Source organism: Endozoicomonas sp. (genome assembly GCF_051008435.1).
In the GTDB taxonomy this organism is placed as follows: domain Bacteria; phylum Pseudomonadota; class Gammaproteobacteria; order Pseudomonadales; family Endozoicomonadaceae; genus Endozoicomonas_A.
This window is the reverse complement of sequence record NZ_JBPCXO010000560.1, coordinates 1-21740: the sequence shown is the minus strand read 5'-3', so window position 1 is coordinate 21740 and position 21740 is coordinate 1. Positions and strand designations below refer to the sequence as shown.

The 21740-nt window shown below is 48.2% G+C and carries 22 protein-coding genes; 10 read left to right on the top strand and 12 right to left on the bottom strand.

From position 1 onward, the window contains the following. Nucleotides 1–183: 183 nt before the first annotated feature. From ACR2PX_RS28745 to ACR2PX_RS28735, 3 genes are all read right to left on the bottom strand, one after another. Entirely contained in the window at nt 184–687 is a 504-nt protein-coding gene (locus tag ACR2PX_RS28745; protein WP_434002781.1) for a helix-turn-helix domain-containing protein, read from the bottom strand. 256 nt (nt 688–943) lie between these two features. Continuing rightward, nucleotides 944–1243 (bottom strand): hypothetical protein, encoded by a 300-nt coding sequence (locus ACR2PX_RS28740; RefSeq protein ID WP_434002780.1) that lies wholly within the window; start codon nt 1241–1243, stop codon nt 944–946. A 94-nt stretch (nt 1244–1337) separates the two neighbouring features. Then, nucleotides 1338–2276, bottom strand: a complete 939-nt coding sequence (locus ACR2PX_RS28735; RefSeq protein WP_434002779.1) for a LysR substrate-binding domain-containing protein — start codon at nt 2274–2276, stop codon at nt 1338–1340. A 176-nt stretch (nt 2277–2452) separates the two neighbouring features. Here ACR2PX_RS28735 and ACR2PX_RS28730 point away from each other — a divergent pair, with 176 nt between their 5' ends. The 7 genes from ACR2PX_RS28730 (at nt 2453) to ACR2PX_RS28700 (ending at nt 10450) form a co-directional block, all read left to right on the top strand. Next, on the top strand, nt 2453–5629 hold the full coding sequence (locus ACR2PX_RS28730; RefSeq protein ID WP_434002778.1) for a hypothetical protein: 3177 nt from the start codon (nt 2453–2455) through the stop codon (nt 5627–5629). 80 nt (nt 5630–5709) lie between these two features. Then, entirely contained in the window at nt 5710–6570 is an 861-nt protein-coding gene (locus tag ACR2PX_RS28725) for an SDR family oxidoreductase (protein WP_434002777.1), read from the top strand. A gap of 16 nt (nt 6571–6586) precedes the next feature. Further along, on the top strand, nt 6587–6958 hold the full coding sequence (locus ACR2PX_RS28720) for a Gfo/Idh/MocA family protein (RefSeq protein WP_434002776.1): 372 nt from the start codon (nt 6587–6589) through the stop codon (nt 6956–6958). After that, nucleotides 6948–7235 (top strand): hypothetical protein, encoded by a 288-nt coding sequence (locus ACR2PX_RS28715; RefSeq protein ID WP_434002775.1) that lies wholly within the window; start codon nt 6948–6950, stop codon nt 7233–7235. The genes ACR2PX_RS28720 and ACR2PX_RS28715 overlap by 11 nt, the downstream gene beginning before the upstream one ends. Nucleotides 7236–7485: 250 nt before the next feature. Further along, on the top strand, nt 7486–8529 hold the full coding sequence (gene rsgA / locus ACR2PX_RS28710) for a ribosome small subunit-dependent GTPase A (RefSeq protein ID WP_434002774.1): 1044 nt from the start codon (nt 7486–7488) through the stop codon (nt 8527–8529). A gap of 9 nt (nt 8530–8538) precedes the next feature. Beyond that, nucleotides 8539–9108, top strand: a complete 570-nt coding sequence (locus ACR2PX_RS28705) for a GNAT family N-acetyltransferase (protein WP_434002773.1) — start codon at nt 8539–8541, stop codon at nt 9106–9108. Between the two features lie 85 nt (nt 9109–9193). Beyond that, nucleotides 9194–10450 (top strand): flavin-containing monooxygenase, encoded by a 1257-nt coding sequence (locus ACR2PX_RS28700; RefSeq protein ID WP_434002772.1) that lies wholly within the window; start codon nt 9194–9196, stop codon nt 10448–10450. Between the two features lie 22 nt (nt 10451–10472). Here the strand turns inward: ACR2PX_RS28700 and ACR2PX_RS28695 are convergent, their stop codons facing one another. After that, a complete protein-coding gene (locus ACR2PX_RS28695; RefSeq protein WP_434002771.1) occupies nt 10473–10859 on the bottom strand; it encodes a RidA family protein in 387 nt (128 codons plus the stop codon). Nucleotides 10860–10975: 116 nt separating this feature from the next. On the opposite strand from ACR2PX_RS28695, the gene ACR2PX_RS28690 reads away from it, so the two are divergent. Continuing rightward, complete coding sequence (locus ACR2PX_RS28690; RefSeq protein ID WP_434002770.1) at nt 10976–11656, top strand: hypothetical protein; 681 nt, start codon at nt 10976–10978, stop codon at nt 11654–11656. Here the strand turns inward: ACR2PX_RS28690 and spoT are convergent. After that, a complete protein-coding gene (gene spoT / locus ACR2PX_RS28685) occupies nt 11653–13782 on the bottom strand; it encodes a bifunctional GTP diphosphokinase/guanosine-3',5'-bis pyrophosphate 3'-pyrophosphohydrolase (protein WP_434002782.1) in 2130 nt (709 codons plus the stop codon). The two genes, ACR2PX_RS28690 and spoT, sit on opposite strands and share 4 nt — an antisense overlap. 63 nt (nt 13783–13845) lie before the next feature. After that, nucleotides 13846–14097 carry a DNA-directed RNA polymerase subunit omega gene (gene rpoZ, locus ACR2PX_RS28680; protein WP_434002769.1) on the bottom strand — a complete coding sequence of 84 codons (252 nt, stop codon included), beginning with the start codon at nt 14095–14097 and terminating at the stop codon, nt 13846–13848. Between the two features lie 288 nt (nt 14098–14385). Between rpoZ and ACR2PX_RS28675 the strand changes: the two genes are divergently transcribed. Further along, nucleotides 14386–15138, top strand: a complete 753-nt coding sequence (locus tag ACR2PX_RS28675) for a response regulator transcription factor (RefSeq protein ID WP_434002768.1) — start codon at nt 14386–14388, stop codon at nt 15136–15138. Next, a complete protein-coding gene (locus ACR2PX_RS28670) occupies nt 15135–16604 on the top strand; it encodes an ATP-binding protein (protein WP_434002767.1) in 1470 nt (489 codons plus the stop codon). The genes ACR2PX_RS28675 and ACR2PX_RS28670 overlap by 4 nt, the downstream gene beginning before the upstream one ends. A 25-nt stretch (nt 16605–16629) precedes the next feature. On the opposite strand, the gene ACR2PX_RS28665 is transcribed toward ACR2PX_RS28670, so the two are convergent. From ACR2PX_RS28665 to ACR2PX_RS28640, 6 genes are all read right to left on the bottom strand, one after another. After that, a complete protein-coding gene (locus tag ACR2PX_RS28665; RefSeq protein ID WP_434002766.1) occupies nt 16630–17022 on the bottom strand; it encodes a hypothetical protein in 393 nt (130 codons plus the stop codon). Beyond that, the gene (locus ACR2PX_RS28660; RefSeq protein ID WP_434002765.1) at nt 17019–17405 is read right to left on the bottom strand and encodes a hypothetical protein; all 387 of its coding nucleotides are present in this window, start codon (nt 17403–17405) and stop codon (nt 17019–17021) included. The genes ACR2PX_RS28665 and ACR2PX_RS28660 overlap by 4 nt, the downstream gene beginning before the upstream one ends. 383 nt (nt 17406–17788) lie before the next feature. After that, on the bottom strand, nt 17789–19273 hold the full coding sequence (ptsG, locus tag ACR2PX_RS28655; RefSeq protein WP_434002764.1) for a PTS glucose transporter subunit IIBC: 1485 nt from the start codon (nt 19271–19273) through the stop codon (nt 17789–17791). A gap of 208 nt (nt 19274–19481) precedes the next feature. Continuing rightward, nucleotides 19482–19982, bottom strand: a complete 501-nt coding sequence (locus ACR2PX_RS28650) for a chorismate--pyruvate lyase family protein (RefSeq protein ID WP_434002763.1) — start codon at nt 19980–19982, stop codon at nt 19482–19484. A gap of 116 nt (nt 19983–20098) precedes the next feature. After that, a complete protein-coding gene (locus ACR2PX_RS28645) occupies nt 20099–21220 on the bottom strand; it encodes an RNA-guided endonuclease InsQ/TnpB family protein (RefSeq protein WP_434002762.1) in 1122 nt (373 codons plus the stop codon). Next, nucleotides 21198–21740: IS607 family transposase (locus tag ACR2PX_RS28640; RefSeq protein WP_434002761.1), on the bottom strand; the 543-nt coding region annotated here is incomplete at its 5' end. The genes ACR2PX_RS28645 and ACR2PX_RS28640, both read right to left, overlap by 23 nt.

The window sequence follows — 21740 nt, the reverse complement described above, 5'->3', positions numbered from 1 at the left end:
ACGCTCATACTCTGTGTCGTAGCGTTTAGGCTTACCGGGTTCCATAGGGATTGGGTTAGAGATCTCTATGATGTGCTGTTTGTTGCTTTCATCAAGGCAAACCAGTGGACGCAAGGGGTCATGAAGGGGTCATGAAGGGGTTATGAAGGCGTTTGTATACCTCAAGAATGTCCTCCATAGAGCTTACAAAGCTGGCGCTTTCTTCTGCCGGAATACACCATTCTTTTTTTTGCCAGGGCTTGAGTTCGTTTTTTTTAGCCCTTCATGAATCGTGCTTCTCGAAATGGACTCGACATACTCAAGTTCAATCATGCGGTCTCTCAGCAAGTTGAGTGTCCAGCGACAGTAACCGTCCGGCGGTGGGGAGCAGGTGAGAGCAATGAGATGAGCTTCGCCGTCACCATCAAGTTTGCGAGAAGGTCCATGATGACTTCGCATACCGTTGACCGCTACATCGAGGCCCTCTTCGACAAGTCGTTGTCGGAGGCGGGTGATTGTAAGAGGTCTGACATGAAAGGCTTTGGCAACTTGATCATGCGTCAGAGGGGCATTGTTTTCATCGATAGCCAGAATAATATTGGCATTGCGCTTCTTGTACTGTGCAACCCTTGGCTTTTCTTGTTTGATGAGTCCCTCAAGCGTTGATCGTTCGTCCTCACTGAGCCGAACATGATATTTGATGGTCATGATAACTCCGTCATTACTGTCTCGGAGTTAACAGGATAAGCGTTGCTCACCTATCATGTGGCTCAGGGCGGGGTACTAGGTCCGGAAAAGGATTTAGGACATAATGATCCAGACAGTACTCTACATGACCAGCAGTAACAGCACGTTTCCTCCTAAGATCCTCAATATACCCACGGCAAAGATCCCTGAATGATCCTTGTGTAGCCTCCATTTCCGCTTTACGGGCAGCCTCATCTTGGATTCGATGTTTCTCATTTTATAAATGCTGCTTTAGATCAATAGGGATCTCACGACGCAACCTGGAGAACCCTTGGGCTTTATCTCGACACTCAGACAGTGAGTAGCCATATCCAGACCGATTAGCACGATACTGACCAATCTTAATCAGAGACTCCTTTCCCTTCTCACGATAACGGTAGTATGCCTCGATACTTTCATCGCCCCGCTTCCAGAACATGAGGGTACCATCACCACGACCGCCCGCACTTTCACTGATTTTCCTATTCCTTCCTGGATTCTTTATCTGAAGGTCTGTAATCCGTTTAGAAACACTCACTCAAACGCTCCCCACAACGCTACCCGCTTCTGTCGAGATTTGATGATACTCAAATAGATGACATGAGAATATAAATCGCTGAAAACCCCTTATATCAAAGGGGTTTTTGAGGCTTTGTGGGATCACTTGAAATCTTGCAAGAACTTAAAGCACTGGACAATGCATCTATTGCCTTGGGTCTCGGGAAGCTGGCACGCCAGGCCAGAGCAACGGTCCTACTGGGAGATGGCGACCGAAAAGGCCTTGATGACAAAACATTGGGCGCATAGTGGCTGTCGACCAGTGCTGACTCAGGCAACACACTAATGCCCATTCCAGAAGCCACCATATGCCGTATCGTTTCCAGAGAAGAAGCTTCTATACCACCCCCATCTTCACTGCCAGAATCATCTTTCTGAGCCAGAAGTGGGCAAGCTTCGAGCACCTGATCCCTGAAACAGTGGCCTTCGCCCAGAAGCAATAGCTCTTCGTTCACCAGTTCAGCAGGGTCTATATTCTGTTTCGATTCCCAGGAATGCCCCCCAGGTAACAAAACCCTGAAAGGTTCATCGTATAGAGGCAGAGTTAACACATCTGGCTCGGTAAACGGCAATGCGATGATAATGGCGTCCAGCTCGCCCATTCTGAGTTTTTTGCGTAACACCGCTGTAAAGTTTTCTTCTATATATAACGGCATGTTAGGAGCCACCTGAGCCAGCTGGGGCACAAGGTGTGGAAACAGATAGGGTCCAATGGTGTATATGGCTCCCACTCTCAGAGGAGTGGTCAACTGGTCGCGGCCTGCCTTGGCAATCTGCTTGATACCCGAGACTTCTTCCAGAACTTTCTGGGCCTGGCTGATCACCTTTTCGCCCATCGGTGTCACTCGTACCGAATTTCGCGACCGCTCGAACAGGGCCACCCCCAGCTCATCTTCCAGCTTTTTCACCCCGACACTGAGTGTGGGTTGGCTGACAAAACACTTGGCAGCAGCACGCCCAAAGTGCTGCTCCTGTGCAAGAGTCACGATATAGCGCAATTCTGTGAGAGTCATATTGGTACGAGCCCGCCTGGAAACAACCAGAATACTGTAAATTTAAACAGTTATTTTTTCAAACGATTCATGTGACTTCATCTCAAAAAGTAGACTTTTACCTCCATTAAAAGGAACTAATGTGCTAACTCAGGATCAAAGCGCGAGTAAATGGATTATTTAAATGGAGTTAACCCATGGCAAACCCCCTTCAGGATAGTGCTGGAAGCCCACAAGGCAGTAGCATTACTATCCAACCTCTATCACAAGCAACACCTGTTGTTGCAGTCACCTCAACGGGAGCCACTGTCGCACCTGCCACCGCAAGGAAAAAACTGATTTCTGAATCATCAGACGGCGGAGGTGTAACTCCAAGAGCAGACACTGCTGGTCAGGGTTTTACTTATCCACCCAGCATTACGGTCACAGATGAAATAGACCGGCAGATGAAGACACCAGAACCCGGCAGCCGGGAAGAAACACTGGAGCCTGATGAACTTACGGAAGAAGAACCCAAAAGAAAGCCAGAAGCTGCAAAAACAAAGATAGGTCACTTCAAAGACACCTATGTTTTGGGTTTGTTGAAAGATTCGTTTACAGATATGGCCTTGCAGGCCAAAGAAAGAATGGGCCAAACATTTTCGGAAATAGCCGATAAACTCAGTTCTGCTACAACACGATTTAAAGACCTGCCCAAAGGTTCAGGTGGTGATGTCAGAGCAACCCTGAAAAGGCAAACCAGCAAAGAAGCCAAACAAATATTAGCCGTTGTCGAAGATACCTCCCACACGAAAACAAATCTGCTGAAAGATACACCTCCATCAGTATCATCAGCTGTCACCCATGATACCGAAGAAGATTTACAGGACTCATTGGAAGGTTATCGAACCCATTTAGCTGTTTATCAGCTCAGGGATATTCTTCGGGAGCAGGGGGTACCGCTAACAGAGCTTCCCTCAATAGGGGGTCCTGACGGTGCCAGTTATGAAGATGGAGAGTTCTGTATCTCTGTAAACTATGACTTGTTCAGAGATAAAAAATCGAAAGATAAAGAATTAACACCTGAGCAGGTGACTCAGCTGATTCATTGTCCAACCATTGCCAACCTGATCGCCAAACAATTGGGCACCATTTCCTCAGCCTCTGACCAGCATTACTTTCTTGCACTGCTCAGAGAGTCAGGTATTACCCTGCAAATACAGGTGGATAAAGACGCTTTTCTACCGGTTTATACCAGCTCTGAACACAAGTTTCTTGAGGAGACAGACGACTCTGAAGGAGCCCCCGCATGGATTGAAAGATGTGTAGAAGGCGTATCTCCCGGAGCCATCAAAGTCATCTGGGCGTTATCCAATCCATTACTTTTCAATGAGCTGGAGAGCAACCTGAAACAGGTTACCGGCATTCTTCCTGTCGAATCTGAGAGTGAAGCAACGGGTTATGAAACCAAACTGACTTTTGTCAGTGAAGAAGAACTCCGCATGGATTGCACCAAAACCTATGACAAATATCAGAAGACAGGAAACACCAAAGAAAAAGATGGATTCATCACTCTGAAGTTATCCGTCGGCGTTGTAAAAAGAGGTGAGCTATGGGTACCACAGCGCTGCTACTTTACTTACGATGTCGCAACAGGATGGCTGTCACGCAAGGAAGCCAAGAGGAAAAGCTCAGTCCATAGTTCGGACAGTGGCTCCCCTATGTCTTCAAGACTCTCAGTTATGGGCTCAGACAACCTCAGCAGCAGCCTGAGCAGACTGAGTGGTAGCATGGCAACAGGTCTGGACGGTATTGACGATGATTCGAAATCACCTTCTCTGGGTCAGCCGGTCTATCTTCGTACTCATTCAGACTCAGGCAAGAGACGACTCTCTGTATCACCGGCTCTCAGTCAAACCGACTCAGACGACTCTGGTCCAACAGGCCACTCAAGACAAAACTCCGAACCTGCTGGCCTCTCGGTAGCCGCTCCTGCAATTCAGCCAGGAGGACAGCTTCAGAGCAGCTCACAGGCTTCTATTACCTCTACTACCAGCAGTACCGATAGTCCTTTGACTTCCCTTTCATCCCAATCAGTGGAGCCAGTTGCAGTAACACAAGCTGGAGAGACTATGGGTGCATTTCTTTTGGGAGGCACCTGGTATATTTCAAACTGCACACCGGTTGAAGCGGCCTACAAGCTCTCTCTGGCAAGAGAAATCAATGCCTGGAAAGGACCTATTAATAACCGCTTTGATCCCAGTAAGCAGGCTGAAATGATCAGTCGCCTGCGTCAGCTGAATATAAAAATGCCTTCTCCAACCTATTTCAAGGGTACTGTCTCTTCGATGTTGCATAACATCAAACATCTTCCGGCTGTCACTGACCGGGAAACGCTGGACTTGCCATCCGAACTCCATGAGCAGCTACAACAAAGCTATACCGAACAATGGCAGGCAACATTTGAGCAAGTGAGGAAAGAGCTCGATGAATATGATGCTGATACAGACAAAGCGATGCCCAAAGAAACCCTTAAACATGATCAGCACAAAGCTATCCAAAAATTCCTGACTGAAGTTCAAAAAACCAAGCAGGAATTTATGGCAGTACTTGAGGATCTCGAGACACGCCTGCAAACGACAAACGTCTCCAACTATGAAGAGTACAAAGCTCTGGTCACAACCATTGCTGAAGCAAAAGCAAAGTGTAATTTGCTGAACAGCAGAGCCAGAACTCGCACCAGTAAAACCGTTGTAAAGGATGGAAAACTGGTTAAAGAATCAGTGCCTACGATGTTTGAGCAATTAAAGCTGGATACCGAAGTGCATCTGAACTCACCCATGAGCAAATACCTGGATTTCAGACAACGAGAATTAAACGCTGTAAATATGCTTTGCAGTGTTAAATTTGACCTGTTGCTCCGTAGCATAGCGGTCTCAGAAGCTGAGACCGACCCAGCACTTCAACAACTTATGGACAAGCAGTTCTCAAAAGTTCTGAATGCCCAGAGTACAACCCTAGAAGGTGTGGATCTGAACCCTGAGTTCATAATATATGAAGAAACACGGGCACAAAGAGAGAAGGCTGCTCAAATAGAGCTTCGCAGTATGTTCTATGAGCAGGCTCGAATTGAGTTGTCTGAAGTTTTTTCTAAGGGTTTGGGGCTAAATTATAATGACCTGCTCTATCTTGAACGTCTTGCCGGGCTCAATCTTACAGAGCTTGTTGCTTGTAATGAGAGTGATCAGGTGACAAAACAAGACTCTCTTCTTAATACTCTGCTGACACACATTTCTGGAGAAGGTTACCTTTCTCCAGAAATGTATCAGTTAAAGGATTATCTGAAGATGTCCGTTATCGCCAGAGCAGCAGAGAGAAAAGCGACGTCATCATAATAAGAGGACTTGCATTTTCTAACGAATAAAGGACACTCACGGGTGTCCTTTTTTTATCCCTGAAAAATGACAGGCCCGCTATGAACAAGAAGAATGTATTAATCGCCGGTTGCGGTGATGTCGGCTGCGAGCTGGCACAACAGCTTCTGGATACTGGCAACTACTCGGTCTGGGGATTACGCCGGAGTATCGATCGCTTGCCGAAAGACGTTCATCCTATTCAGGGTGACCTGTTCAATCCGGAACAACTCGGGCACTGGCCCCACCAAATTGACTATGTCGTCTATGCGGCGGCATCTGACGGACCCGGCGAAGATAATTATCGCAAAGCTTATATACACGGATTATCGAATATTCTGTCCCGCCTTCAGACAGAAGGACACAGGCCCGAGCGTATCCTGTTTACCTCCAGCACCAGCTGTTACCACCAGAATGATGGGGAATGGGTCGATGAAACTTCACCCACAAGCCCCAATCGTTATTCCGGGAAAATCATGCTTGAAGCAGAAGCCGTTCTGATCAATAGCCCTTTTCCTGCAACCGCTGTGCGTTTCGGCGGTATATACGGCCCCGGAAGGAATCGCCTGATTAAGCGGGCACAAGCCGGAGAAGGTTGTAAGGCAGAGCCTGTTGTTTATGGCAACCGGATACATAGAGATGACTGCGCAGGCATTCTTGCTCATCTGATACAACGTGATGAGCAAAAGCTCCCTGTTGACTCTCTATACCTTGGCGTGGATCACAAACCCGCTCCTATGTTCGACGTGCTGCAATGGCTGGCGGATCAACTCAGTGTAGTGCTGGATGACCGTCACCCCGCGCCTCAAAGAGGCAGTAAACGTTGCAGTAATCAGCGAATTATTGATGCGGGGTACACTTTCAGATTCCCAGACTATAAAGCGGGCTACTCAGAGCTGATAAACTCAGTCTCTACTGAATAATCACTTTGAAACGAACATGAAAATAGCTGTTATCGGATTGGGCAGTATTGCCCAAAAAGCCTATCTGCCAGTATTAACCCAAAGAGCAGATCTGGAATTGGTTTTTTGTACAAGAAATACCGAAGTACTCCATCAACTGGCAAGGCAATACCGAATCACTGAAACCTGCACCCATTACCAGTCGCTACCCGCGATGGGTATTGATGCAGTAATGATTCATAGTTCAACCCGTTCCCATTTTGAAATTGCCCAGTTCTTTTTGAACACGGGCCTGCCCGTGTTTGTCGACAAGCCCTTGTTTGATCATTACAGCCTGTGTGAAACACTTTACGAACTGGCAGACAAACAAAACCCTCTACCAAGCCTCAATGAATCGAATGGCCGGTAAGACCCGCGAAGTGATTCAAGCTGATTATTTGAATACCTCTTTCCATTTCGACTCTTTTACATCAGGTGTCCGATGGAATGACAATGAAGAACAGGCCTTAAGCCTGCCAGACTGGACCCCAATGCTTCAGTCAAAAGGCTTTCATGACATGATCGATCACTGGATCAATGTCGTACAAGAAGGGCGGCAGGATACTGAACTGACACACCGTAATCTGCATACCCACTTACTCTGTGAAGCAATTTGCGCACACGTATCTGATACAACTCCTGATTGAGCAGAGAAAATTCATCTGATAAAGTCAGGGTATTAATATTTTTGATACCACTGGAGGGGACTTCATGATTGTAGTAAGCACCTTCCGGGCAGTCAGCGCTTGAGCCGCTGAATACACTTCTTCTGCCCGGTTTATAACCGGGGCCCATTGCCCGAAAATTGCAGAGCGACAAGTTTAACACCTTATGCAATATCCGGGCTCGCCCCATGAAGAAACATCTTCATGACGTTATTAAACGTCAGGGGTTCTTATGTCTATTACTTTTTCCCTTTCACAGTTGGGATGGCGTCCATTTTTTCAACAACAACTGACACTTGAAGAATGGGAGTCCAGCCAGCCTGCACGGGTGATGGCAGTTCACCGCAGCAGTCTGGATGTCGCTATTGATGAGCAAACCATAACGCTTCCGGTTACTTCCAGTATGCCTTCTTTGGCAGTGGGAGACTGGTTACTCATTGAAAACAACAGCTTTCACCGTCTTTTGGAGCAGCAATCCCTGTTTTCGAGAAAAGCAGCGGGCAGCAAAGTTTCCGAACAATTGATTGCTGCCAATCTTGATACGGCGTTTATTGTCTGTTCGATGAATCAGGACTTTAACCTGAATCGAATAGAGCGCTATCTGGCCTTGGTGGCTGAAGCTGAAGTAGAGCCAGTCATCGTTCTCACCAAGCAGGACCTTTGTCCTGATCCTGAGCATTACATGGATCAGATCCGGAATCTCGACAATGCTCTACAGGTTCTGGGAGTGAATGCACTCGATTCTGAAAGCCTTTCTCCCCTGCATCCATGGTGTCTTTCTGGTCGTACAGTGGCCTTGATCGGTTCTTCAGGCGTTGGTAAATCGACTCTGGTGAACGGTCTTCTGAGTCAATCTCAACAGAGCACTGGCAGCATTCGAGAAGACGACAGCAAGGGACGACATACGACAACGGGTCGATCGTTGCATCTGACGAGCAGTGGTGCCCTGTTGCTGGATACTCCCGGAATGCGAGAAATCCAGCTGACCCATTGTGAGTCTGGAGTGGAAGCCACTTTTGCAGAAATCATCCAGTTATCAGAGCAGTGTCAGTTCCAGGATTGTCAGCACCAGTCTGAACCAGACTGCGCCGTCAAAATGGCTATCCTCGCTGGCAACCTCGATCAGAGAAGACTCGAGAGTTACCGGAAGCTACTGAGAGAACAAGCTATGAACAGTGCTTCATTGGCAGAGAAACGAGCCCAGAACAGGGCATTGACCCGGCATATCAAATCCGTTGCCAAAAGCGCTAAACGACTGAAACAGAATTGGGAATAATGCTCATCCATGAAAAATAATTTGCTGAACAACAACTCCCTGCCTCTGCAGGAAAACTATATCGTTAGCTTGCTGTTACCTGCAGACATTGACGACATTATTGATATGCTAGAAGACGATCAGGTCACTCGCTATTTGCCCTTTGCTCCTGCGCCAGAATGTGTCTATCGCGACTACTTTGCTCCTATCGCAGAGCAGAATGAATCCTCACTCAAAGCAGGAACCGAACCCAGTATGACTCTGGTGATCAGAGAGGCTGATTCAGGCACTTTTGCTGGAATGCTGGGCCTGGTTCCCGCCGCTATGACGACAGGCGTTTATGAAGTTGGTTTTCAGTTTCCCCAAAGATCCTGGGGAAAGGGGCTGGCTTCACAAGGATGTCAGATGCTGATTCAATACGCTTTTGACGAGCTGAGAGCTCATAAGGTCACAGCCGACTGCTATGCCAATAACAAAGGTTCAGAGCGCGTTATGGTTAAGTCAGGCATGATGAAAGAAGGCCATCAGGAAAGTTATTACTCCCCGGAAGAAGACCGTGTGCTCTACGGTATCACCCGTAAACAGTACCTGAACCTCTAATCCTTTAAGCCGGAAGCCAACGCTTCCGGCGCTTTCTCCACCAAACCGTCTATCCTGTTTCGAAGCGGATTCAAAGAGACAGGTTATGTCCCATAGAAAAAAAATTGCCGTCATTGGTGCCGGACCAGCAGGCCTGATAACAGCTCACGTTTTAATAGAGGCCGGCTTCGATGTCACCCTATTCGAGCGCAGGGAGTGCCTGGGAGGCTCATGGGCACTGCAAAATCTCTCTGAGATTCCTGATGTAAGAAGTGGCTTGTCACATATTCATAGTGCTGCTTTTCCAACACTCAAGACCAATTTCCCCAAGTCGGTGATGGAGATCTGGGATTTTCCCTATCCTAAAGGCACCCCTGTGTACCCAAGCCGGGAGCAAGTCTGCAACTATCTGGAAAGCTTTGCCGAACAGTCGAGCCTGATGAATAAAATCCGTTTTCAACATCAATTAGTAGGACTCGAACAGGCTGAATCATCGCTGGAACAGCGATACTGGAAGGTACTCACAAAACCCGTAAATAACGAAGTCTTCTCTGGTGTTGTCTTCTGCAATGGTCGCTATAGCACTCCGGCAATTCCTGAGATTCCGGGTCTGACTGACTTTACTGGAAAGCTGGAACACAGTGTTTCTTACCGGGAGCCAGAATATTATCGAGACAAGAGAGTCGCGGTGATGGGCACCGGCCCATCCGGAGAGGATATCAGCCGTGAAATCAGTCCATTGGCCAGTAGAGTCTATGTTTGCGCCCATAAAGGCAGCCGGGAACATCTTGTCGCAGAAGAGGGCTTTTATGGAGCAGGGAAAAACATAACCCGTCAAAAAGATATTGTGGCGTGTCAGGGAAGCGCACTGAGACTCGAAGACGGAGAAAAACTTGAGAACATTGACGTATTAATACTCTGCACAGGCTACCAGGTAGAAGACAGTATTATCACATCTCTTCAAGATTCTTTTCTGTCGGGTAACAGACTTTCCGTAGCGCCGTTGTATATGAACCTGTTCCATCCTGAATTTCCTGAGCTTTCAGTGACAGGCATGGAAATATTTGGCATTCCTTTCATTCTTTTTCAGTATCAGGCCAGAGTGATTGCCCGACAACTCAAGGAAGAACTTGTGCTGCCATCTACCAAGCAGCGCTGGTTTGCAGCCAGGAAAATGGAGACTATTCAGGCAGGGAGGCTTTCACTGGAAACAAGAAGGGAAATATCAGCCATTCAGCTCAGAAGGCTGGCACGTATGGCAGAAATCCGTCCACCGGCGGCTGAGATATTTTTAACTGCGGACAAAAGCAGCCAGCACAGAAAAAAATACCCCAACACCTATCGGGATATCCCCTGGGATTAATCCCGAATCATCCATTGTGGAATTATTTCAGTTCCAGAATGGCATCAACCTCAACCGGTACCCCTTTAGGTAACTCTTTCACACCAATGGCTGCACGAGCAGGGTAAGGCTGGGTAAAGTACTCGGCCATCACTTCGTTGACCGCATTAAAGTTACTGAGGTCGGTCAGGAAAATGCCCACTTTTGCGGCATCCTGAAGATCGCCACCTGCCGCTTCAGCAATGGCTTTCAGATTTTCAAAGCAGCGTCGGGTTTGTGCCTTGAAATCTCCTTGCTCCAGTTCCATGGTTTCCGGAATCAAGGGAATCTGACCAGAAATATAAACCGTTGTTCCCGCCTTAACCGCCTGAGAGTAGGTCCCAATGGCTTGAGGCGCATTCTCAGTGTGAATTGCCTGTCTGTTACTCATTATGCGCTCACTTCTCAACAGAAAAGAGCCAAATAGTAAGGGACAACACGTATTTTTCAAGTCCCTTTGGAATTTTCGTCCATACTGGCCTGACAAATAATAAGGAATATTCAAAAATGGTTTGGCGATCGATCAAAAGTATCTGCGTACTTTTAGCTGCAACCTGCCTTCAAAACAGCTATGCACTGACAACACCCCTTGGTGAAATTAACGACGCCTCGACGGTTCGCCAACCAACGGGAACAAGGACCGCCGAAGTGACATTTGCTCTCGGCAGCACCAACCAGCAAGCTGTGCAGGTCAATGTTCAGCCCACTCATGGGCATGGGCAGGCTCAAACGGTTCATATACCCTTTCACTTGCTCAACCAGATTCATAATGCCAACCTGCAGGGTGTTAGTATGCTCCTGCCCCATATACCTGCAGCATTAGCCACCCTGGCACTCGTTCAGAATCACAACATCCCTCAGTTCAACCATCACTTATCCATTCATCAGAGCTCTGCTATTCATGGCACTATTTACCTGACACTGGGTGGACAGAATCAGGACGATCAATGGGTCAATATACAGGTCACTATTTCACTGAATGCCCCAGGAGAAGTACTGGTATCTATACCAACCAGCTTTCTTCTTCCTAGCAACTTCATTATTGATATGACGCCGCAACTGCCATACATACCAGCACCGCCATCCAATTTGATGTCAGTACTGAATATGCTGAACGCTATGCAACTGCCAGTGTTACAGGATTTAAACCCTGACACTGGCCAGATGGAACCGCTCGCGAGCTTTTAGGCTTCTCTGCGACGGTTAATTGAATGGACGCCCTTGATCACACGCAGACGTTTGATGATACGAGCCAGATGGAGACGATCTTTCACCTTGATCACCAGCTGAACCATACAGAAGCTGGCATCACGCTCTTCCATGCTGATCTTTTCTATATTGCCTTCAACTGCCGTTACACTGGTCGCCAGCGAAGCAATCATGCCTCGATGATGCTCCAGCTCCACTAACAGCTCAACCGTGAACTCGCCGGAAACATCTTTATCCCAATCCACTTCCAGCACTTTTTCAGGGCTGTGGCGAATATCAGCAATGTTCTTACAGCTTTCTGTATGAATAACGATGCCTCGACCTGAGCTGACATGACCCACAACCGGGTCACCCGGAATCGGATAACAGCACTTGGCAAAGCTAATGACCATTCCCTCTGTACCCCGGATTGACAGAGGCTTCTCAGAGTCAGACGTATCAATTTGGGTTTTCTCTGCTTCCGTACTGCCTGGCTCCATCAGCATACGAGCAACCACATAGGCCATGCGGTTACCCAAACCAATATCTTCCAGAAGATCATCCAGAACATCGAACTTCAGGGCTTCAACCTGGTCTTTCAGAACCTGGTCATCCATATCGTCAAGATGAGTATCAAAGCTCACCAGAGCCTTGTTCAACAGACGACGACCGAGGGCTATGGATTCATTACGACGCTGATTCTTGAGGAAGTGACGTATATTGGATCGGGCTTTACCGGTCACAACAAAGTTCAACCAGGCTACGTTAGGCCTTGCGCCTGGTGCTGTAACTACTTCAACAGTCTGACCACTCTGCAAGGGCTGGCTCAGGGAAGCGAGACGACGATCTATACGACAAGCTACACAGGTGTTACCGACATCCGTATGGACGGTATAGGCAAAATCCACCGGTGTTGCACCCTTGGGCAGCTCGAGAATATGTCCTTTGGGAGTGAAAACATAAACCTCATCAGGAAAGAGGTCGATTTTGACGTTTTCAATAAATTCCAGCGAATCACCGGCGTTTTTCTGCAGCTCCAGAACACCTTTGAGCCACTGACGTGTACGGGCGTGACTGCCAGACAAAGCTTCATCACCAGATTTATACAGCCAGTGGGCAGCAATGCCGTTATTGGCCATATCTTCCATTTCCTGAGTACGGATCTGGATCTCTATGGGCACACCGTGCATACCAAAAAGACTGGTATGAAGAGATTGGTAGCCGTTGGCCTTGGGAATAGCAATGTAGTCTTTGAAGCGCCCGGGAATAGGCTTGTAGAGATTATGAACCATGCCCAGCGCACGATAACAGCTGTCAGCACTGTCGACGATGATACGGAAGGCGAACATGTCCATGATTTCAGCAAAGGACTTGCTCTGATTGCGCATCTTTCGATAAATACTGTAGAGGTGCTTTTCCCGTCCTACGACCCGGCCAATAAGGCCAACCTCTTCAAGACGAGCAGCAATGGCTCTCTGAACCTGTCCCACCAGATCCTTGCGATTACCCCGGGCTTCTTTTACCGCCTGACGTATCATTCGGGATCGCATGGGGTACATGGCCTGGAACCCCAGATCTTCCAGCTCAATCCGCAGATTGTGCATACCCAGACGATTGGCAATGGGCACATAAATATCCAGGGTTTCTCTGGCAATCCGACGACGTTTGTCGGGCCTGAGAACACCCAGGGTACGCATGTTGTGGAGTCGATCTGACAGTTTGACCAGAATGACTCGGATATCCCGCGCCATGGCCAGAGCCATTTTCTGGAAGTTTTCAGCCTGGGCCAGAGTCTTGTTTTCAAACTGCATATGCGTCAGTTTGCTGACTCCGTCGACCAGGTCTGCTACCACTTCACCGAACTGTTCGTGAATGGCAGATTTTTCAATTCCGGTATCTTCAATCACGTCATGCAGCATGGCTGCCATCAGGCTGTGATGGTCCATGTGCATGTCTGCAAGAATCGCAGCCACCTCAAGCGGGTGGGTAATATAAGGCTCGCCACTACGCCGTGTCTGGCCATCGTGCGCCTGTTCAGCGTAATAGTAAGCCCTACGAACAAGATTCACCTGTTCGGGATTCAGGTAGGACTTCAAGCGGCCGGCAAACTCTTCAATAGTTAGCAAAGCCCGCTCCTCCTGTGCAGCAATCCGACCATCCAGAACATCTCCGGTCAACGTCTGGAGGTATTAACCCTCAACTCCAGCCAAAAACATGGCTGCTTCGTCTTCGTCTACCACTTTCTCTTCAACGGACAGAGTGGTTACCAGGCCTTCTGCAATTTCACGCAGAGCCATAACAGTGGGCTTGTCATTTTCCCACTCCAGCTTGGATTCTTTACCACCAATAGCCAGCTGACGGGCACGCTTGGATGCGACCATGACCAGCTCAAAGCGGTTATCAACATGGTCCAGACAGTCTTCTACGGTTACTCGAGCCACTGCTCACCTCTCAAAATTGTTCACTGTGGAAGTGCTCTTTCCTATTGACTCTCAATGGAAAGAGCACTTCTGATCCATGGCTGAAACAGCCAGTTTGCCGACACTACAGTGTACTTTACGACCAGAGTCCAAACAAGCCCAAGGCTACAGACAAGAGACTCTGTTTGAGTCGATACAACCGTCGACCATTGATTACTTTATCGACAATTCATTTGATTGCGTCAGATCAATAGGCCTCCATAAAGCTCATCCGTATAATGGTACGGTCGCTCTTTATTCTGGACAGCCATGACTTCACCATCCCCGATTTTCATCGTTGATGACAATGATACCATTCGCGATCTGCTGGCGAATTACCTGAAAAAAAACGGCTATTGCGTTGAATCAGCTCCTGACGGAGAGAGCTTTCTGGAACTGTTTCGCTCAATGCCTGCTGACGTGACCCGACACGCCATGGTCATCCTGGATATTATGATGCCGGGCATGGACGGCTTTGCCGTATGTCGTGAACTGAGAACCTTTTCCAGGGTACCGGTGATCATGCTGACAGCAGTTTCAGATGAAATGGATCGTATCATCGGGCTGGAGCTGGGTGCTGACGACTATCTGGCCAAACCCTTTAACCCAAGGGAGTTGCTGGCACGCATTAAGGCCATTTACCGTCGCAGTGAACCCCTGTCAGAGCCTCTGAGCGCAGGGCGTTATTTCCATTTCAATAGTTTCTGCCTTGATACTACCACCCGAGAACTGACCTCTCCGGAAGGTCTGACTCAATCTCTATCCGGAGCAGACTACAACCTGCTCATGTTGTTTCTCAGTCATCCGGGACAGGTTCTGAGCCGGGACAGCATTGCTGAAAGCACCCGAAAGCGGGACTCCGCTCCTCTGGATCGCTTTATTGATGTCCATATCAGCCGACTACGGCATTGCCTGGGTGAAAATGCCCGAAGCTCCGAGATCATCAAAACAGTCAGAGGCAGTGGCTACCTGATAGCTACCGAGGTGACTCACTCCCATCAAGCACAGACTGTTCATCCGTGAGAACAGACTCAGTCAGCAGATTTCTGCATCGTTTCACCCCCCGATCTCTACCGGGTCGGTTTTTTCTGGTTATGGTGGCATTGATTCTCGCCACCCAGGTGATCGTCAACAGCCTATGGGAAACCCAGTCTCGAAACGATCAGAATCAGGCACTGAGGGATGTTGCCATGAACATGGCTCTCAGAGTGTCTGCCACAGCGGAATATTTCAGCTCGCTGCCCACCCGTTACCGTCATGTCATTCTGAATCAGCTCAGAGATATGGGAGGCACCCGCTACTTCGTGACGCTCAATCGTGAGTTTATTCGCATTGAGCCTTTTCAGAATACTGCGTCACACCAGGTTGTTCTGGATGTGTTTCGGCAAACTCTGGAAGACAGCCTCACAACCCGGGGGGAAATTCAGATAGCCTTTTCCAGCCCGAAAACGCTCAAGGTTTTTAACAACGATACGCTCCTGAAAGATCTGCCAGACAGCTGGGGACAAGAGAGCCTTCTGGTCAAACCCTTAGCCCTGCCTGTGCTGGTCATTCAAATACCGGTGGGGGAGGGAGAATGGCTCTACCTTGCCACATTGATGCCAGACTCTTCATTGATGAATGACGAACGACTTTCAGAGCCACTGAAAGTTTCTTACATGGCCTGGATGCTGATTCTGATGTTTATTGCCAGTCTGCTCATTCAGAAAATGACTCGCCCTTTTGAAAAGCTATCAATGGCCGCGCAAACATTTGGCCGAAACCTGGAACCCGTTCCTGTATCAGAAGTCGGCTGTCGTGAGTATGAAACAACCGCCCAGGCGTTCAATCATATGCAGAAGAATATCCAGCATTATATGAACGACAGAAAGCAGCTTTTCTCCGGCATTTCTCATGACCTGAAAACCCCCATTACCCGCCTCCGGCTAAGAACAGAACTGCTGGATAATGATGATGAGAGAGACGCATTTAACCACGACCTGGATCACCTGGAGATGATGGTAAAAAGCGCTCTGCAAATTCTCAGCGACACCGATATTCATGAGAATCCGGAAAAGATCAGCCTGAAAATACTGCTAGAAGATATCGAACAGTCCGCCTGCTCAGCGGGTCAGCAGGTTCAGGTTTATGCCAACTGTCAGGCAGTCATTAACGGCAAGCCTCTGGCTATGCGCCGCTGCCTTGAAAACCTTATTGGTAATGCAGTGCTTTATGGTGAACAGGCCAATGTCTATCTCACCACTGTAAAAGGATGTATTGATATCCGTATTCGGGATAAAGGACCTGGACTGCCAGATGGCATGGAAGAGGAAGTTTTCAAACCCTACTTCAGGCTAGAACATGGCAAATCCTGCAACCCTGACGGCAATGGCCTTGGGCTGATTACTGCCCGTCATCTGGTCAATATCCACGGTGGTCGCCTGAAACTGAGAAATTATCCGGAAGGAGGGTTGGAAGTCGCTTTGGAGCTCCCTGAAGACAAATCCTGAGCCCACAGTGTTTGCTCCTCAATGCTCAGTACGGACTCACTCCCGCTGTCATAATTTTATGCTGCAGTAATAGAGGAATATGAAATGGCAGCATCAAAACAGCATTTCCCTCAGTAGCATTGATCGTGTCACCCACTGACATCCTGCTATTTGGAATGAGCGGTGTTTGTTCGCTTAAAACAGGTTGGACCTGTTTATCTTCGGAACCACATGCTCTGGACCAGCAGCTACTCAACAAGGCATTCAGTAATGACTGTCTGGCTTCTGGCGGTTTATCCCGGTCTTCATCATCGTCTCTTCGAAACCAGTTTTTATCTTTTGCAGCCTGATATAAAACCAATTGTTCGGGACGAACCAACAGCTTAAAGCGCTTTGAAATCTTTGAACCGTTCTTCCAGAATTCAATATGAATCATCACGTCATACGTAACTGGATCGAACTTGTTTGCTCTGAAATTACTGGCAAGAAAATATCAATTGAAGGCCAGCTCACGCCTTCCAGCGCAGCCGGAGAACTGATATTCAACCAGCCGGGATTGAGTTGATTAAGCTGTGTCGCATTGATGAACCCGGACAGGCCATCTTCTGAAAACTGACTGCTATCCGGTAAATCAGGATCAAGAATGATCAGAAGGGCCATAACAATAACCAGCAGAGCCTGGGTGCCTTCTGTAAAGTGGGAATCCGGACCAATGCCCCGAAGCACTCCGACAGTATTCGTATCAATGCTGCCAGAACCTTGCACTCGACCTTCAAGATTCCATTGGAAATGGCAGAATGGTTGAGGCTGAAGCTGCTCCATCAGGGTTAGGGAACATCAGATTATAGTGAGCGAAAGACAGGCTCTCAGATCTTCTGATAACAATTCGTTGCCGGCCTTCTCTTGTATTTCATTCCTGAGATCTCTCCGTCTCATACTGATAATCCGTCATGAAACGAAACGACAGCGTTCTATCAAATGGAAAGTCAGGGGAAAGAATGAAAGCCTTAGATTGAAAGCTCTGTAGAAAAAAGACCAGAAGAAGTGGCAGAGCCCGGCCAGTGCAAAAAACAGCATGAGCCCTCATGCCAACTCCATCTTAGATTTCGTATGTGGAGCTGAATATTAGCAACGATTAAAAACATTGCTGCAAATAAAAGCCCCCTAAAAGGGGGCTCGATATCAAGCGAATAAACTGGGCTAATTTATGCGGTGGCTGCAACGCCTTCAACAGCCTGGCCAGAATTCACCAGCTCCTGCATTTCAGACTTGATGTTTTCAGACTGTGGTCCAAAAATTGCCTGCATGTTCTGTCCAACCACCAGTACTGCGGTAGCACCCAGAGCCTTTATCGCGTCCTGATCCACGTTTTCAGGCTTCTTGACCGCCACACGCAGTCGAGTAATACAGGCATCAATACTCTTGATGTTGCTGTTACCACCGAAGGCAACAATCAGCTTGCCTGCCAGTTCAGGACCCACTTCTACTTTCACACCCATGTCTGCATCGTCTTCACGACCCGGCGTTTTTAGATTGAAGCGCTTAATAGCAAAGCGGAAGACACTGTAGTAAACCGCTGCATAAGCCAGTCCCAGTGGGATCAGCCAGAATGGCTTGGTGCCAATGCCGAAGAACAGTGTGTAGTCGATAAGACCATGAGAGAAGGAAGCCCCCATCTTGATCCCCAGGAAGTTGGTGATCATGAAGGCAATACCAGCCAGTACAGCGTGGATGAAGTACAGAACTGGAGCAACAAACAGGAATGAGAACTCGATCGGTTCGGTAATACCGGTCAACATGGAAGTCAGGGCAGCAGAGATCATGATACCGCCAACACGCTTCTGCATTTTGGTCTTGGCACAGTGCCACATGGCAATAGCTGCAGCAGGAAGACCAAACATCTTGAACAGGAAACCACCCGCCAGGAAGCCAGCTGTCGGATCACCTGCAAAGAAGCGGGGAATATCACCCGTCACTAACTCACCGGTTTGGGTAACAAAGGAACCCATTTCCATCTGGAAAGGTACGTTCCATACATGGTGTATACCAAATGGAATCAACAGACGCTCAATGAAGCCATAAACAAAGCCCATCAGGGTTGGGTTTCCTTCCACAGCATAAGCACCGAAGGCATCAATCGCATTGCCAATAGGAGGCCAGATGAAGCTGAGAACGATGCCCAGGGCAATGGCAGCAAAAGCCGTGACAATAGGCACGAAACGTTTGCCAGCAAAGAAGCCCAGATATTCAGGCAACTGGATTTTGTAGTAACGGTTGAACATCACAGAGGCCAGAATACCGGCCAGAATACCGCCAAAAACACCGGTATCAATGGAGTTGATGCCCATGATAGTGGTCGTTTCAACGTCCAGAGCACCCGCCATAACCCCCATGGAGCCCAGCAGAACCACATAACCAACAATGGCTGCCAGAGTTGATACACCATCGTTGTCTGTCAGACCCAGAACGGTACCCACAGCAAACAACAGTGGCAGGTTACCAAACACTGCACCGCCTGCCTGAGCCATGATCTGGCTTAACAACGCAGGAAGAAATTCAAAGTTGGCACTACCTATACCCAGAAGAATACCGGCCACTGGCAGAATGGCCACAGGCAGCATCAATGACCGCCCTATTTTCTGAAGCACCCCGAAAGCATTTTGCAACATGGATGTGGACCTCTGTTTCATTCGGAGTTTGCTCTGGTATTAAGAACCCACAAACTCTTCACTTATAAATTAATTCGAACAGAGGGTATCAAAGTGGAACGATCGCTTGGGTAAGCCAGCTAAACGTAATGTAACAAAGTCTTAAATAAAACAGTTCATAGTATCCAGTCCACTGATGGACTGGATGGGCAGATAAATAAAACTTGTGAAGCAAGGTCAAAATTGAGAATTACTGAGTGTTTTCTACAAACAACTGATAAGGAAAGCGCTCAGTGATCTGGATAGTAGCCTGTCCGCCAATAAAGATCACATAGACACGATAGATTACTTCGAAAGATTCATGCTTCGTCTGGGCAGGCCGGTACATCTCACGACCAATGTCGACTATTTCCCGATAGGTTTCCAAGCCTGTTTCTCGCAGTAATTCACCAATACCAATACTGCCTTTGATCAATGGCTCCTTTAAACCCTCCTGAAGGGCTTCTGGCCTGAGATAGGATTCTGCAAAAGCATAAATATGCTGGCTCTCACTGCCCTGTAAGAGAACATCGCGCTTGAATACTTCACTGCTTTTTCTGGCATTAATCAGTGGCAAGTCCTGCTCCAGCGTAACAGCCTTTTGTCCTTGTTTGATAACACTCACATTCTCCCAAAAATAGGCTTCCAAGTTCTTGGTTACAGTGCCATCCGTCACCAGCAGGGTTCTTAAAAATGGAGGGAGTGTCACCATATCCATAGGCTCTTTACGAATATTATGAATGATGCCCCGCTACTAAAAACCTGCGACAATCAGTGATTCTCTGGGTTTATCTACACCGTCAACACGGCTGCATACCGGAGTATGTCTTACGCCACTCTTGTGTAGGGTTTAAGGTCGAGCTGTAACGTGTCTCGACCATATCGGTTTAAATTAACGCTGGCGTTGAAGTCGCGGTTATGATGCGCCTCGCACTTCGGGCAATCCCACCACTCAACACCAAGAACCACACCATCATTTTTATAGCCACAGGCGCTACACGTCTTGCTGGAGGGGAAGAACCTGTCAGCAATGACGACTTCGCGTTGCCGCAACTCGGCTTTGTATTCAATGAACTGGCGCAACATTCCAAAACCGGCGTCGTTCACAGCACGGGCCAGCTTATGATTCTTCGTCATGCCACGAACATTTAGGTCTTCAATGGTGATAACGCTGAAGTGCGCCGTCAGGTAGTCACTGACCTCATGCAGAATGGCTAGACGTTGGTTGCTGATGCGATAGTGAAGTTTGGCAACCGCTTGCTTGGCTTTCGCACGGCGGTTACTGCCTTTCGTTTTGCGGCTCAATGCTCGCTGCTTGCGAGCCAGACGTTTCAGGGAGTGCTTTAACTTCTGGTTAGCAGCAAAGGTTTTGCCATTCGAACAAATAGCCAAATCTTTGATGCCAAAATCGACGCCTACGGACTCATTGCTTTGTGCTTTTGGGTTGTAGTCTTGAGTATCCACGAGTATTGAAACGAAATATTTGCCAGCCCGTTTGCTGATCGTCACCTGACAGGGTGTACCCGTGAAGCGCAGAGTCTCCCGCATCTTGATTCGGGTTTTGAGCTTCTCAATGCGTAGCGTCCTGCCTTCAACATCAAACTTGGGCTTTTCCCGCAAGGCAAAGCTGTCATGCAGTCCTCGCTTTTTGAACCTCGGGTAGCCCGGTTTCTCGCCTTTCTTCAATCTCCGGAAGAAATGGGTAAAAGCATTGTGAAGATCGTCAACGGTATTACGGGTAACTCTCTGGCTGACCTCGGCATACCATGGAAACTCTATTCTCAGTTCCCGGTATTTTTCATTGGCCGCTTTCTTTGACCACTTCACGTCTTTCTGACTGAAGTGAGCCAACAACTGATTGAAGGCATGGCGACGTGAGCCGCAGGCACGATCAAGATACTCTGCCTGTTGTGCGGTGGGCCTCAACTCAATCTTGTGTGCCAGCAACATCTTTCAGAGTCTCCAGCATCTTTTTGTGTTTTTTGCTTCGGCTGCCGTAGAGCCTCGCACTGAACACAGTAATGATTTCCAATACATCATTGGCCAGCTCTTCTTCAAACGAAGGCTGGTCGCCTTTATGGATGATGACAATTTCAATGCCCTGTATATCACAGAGCGAAAAGACCAGCTCAGCGCCAAACCGAAGCAGTCTGTCCTTGTGGGATAATACCAGCCTTTTGATTTGCCGCTTCATGACCAGCTCAAGCAACTGGTTCAGACCTTTCTTTCGGTAGTTCATGCCGGAGCCAAGATCACGGATCACCTGAGTCCGCCAACCCTTGGCAGAGCAATAGGCTTCCAGTAGTTCTTGCTGCCTGTCCAGATCGGCTTTTTGATCGTGGCTGGATACACGGCAGTAGCAGAGCGTGGGTGCAGCTTCGTTGCTGAATCCCATGAGTTCAGCCACGTCATAATAACGTGTACCGCCTTTGGTCTTTCTGGCTGGAAGCAACTCGCCTGTACTCTCCCA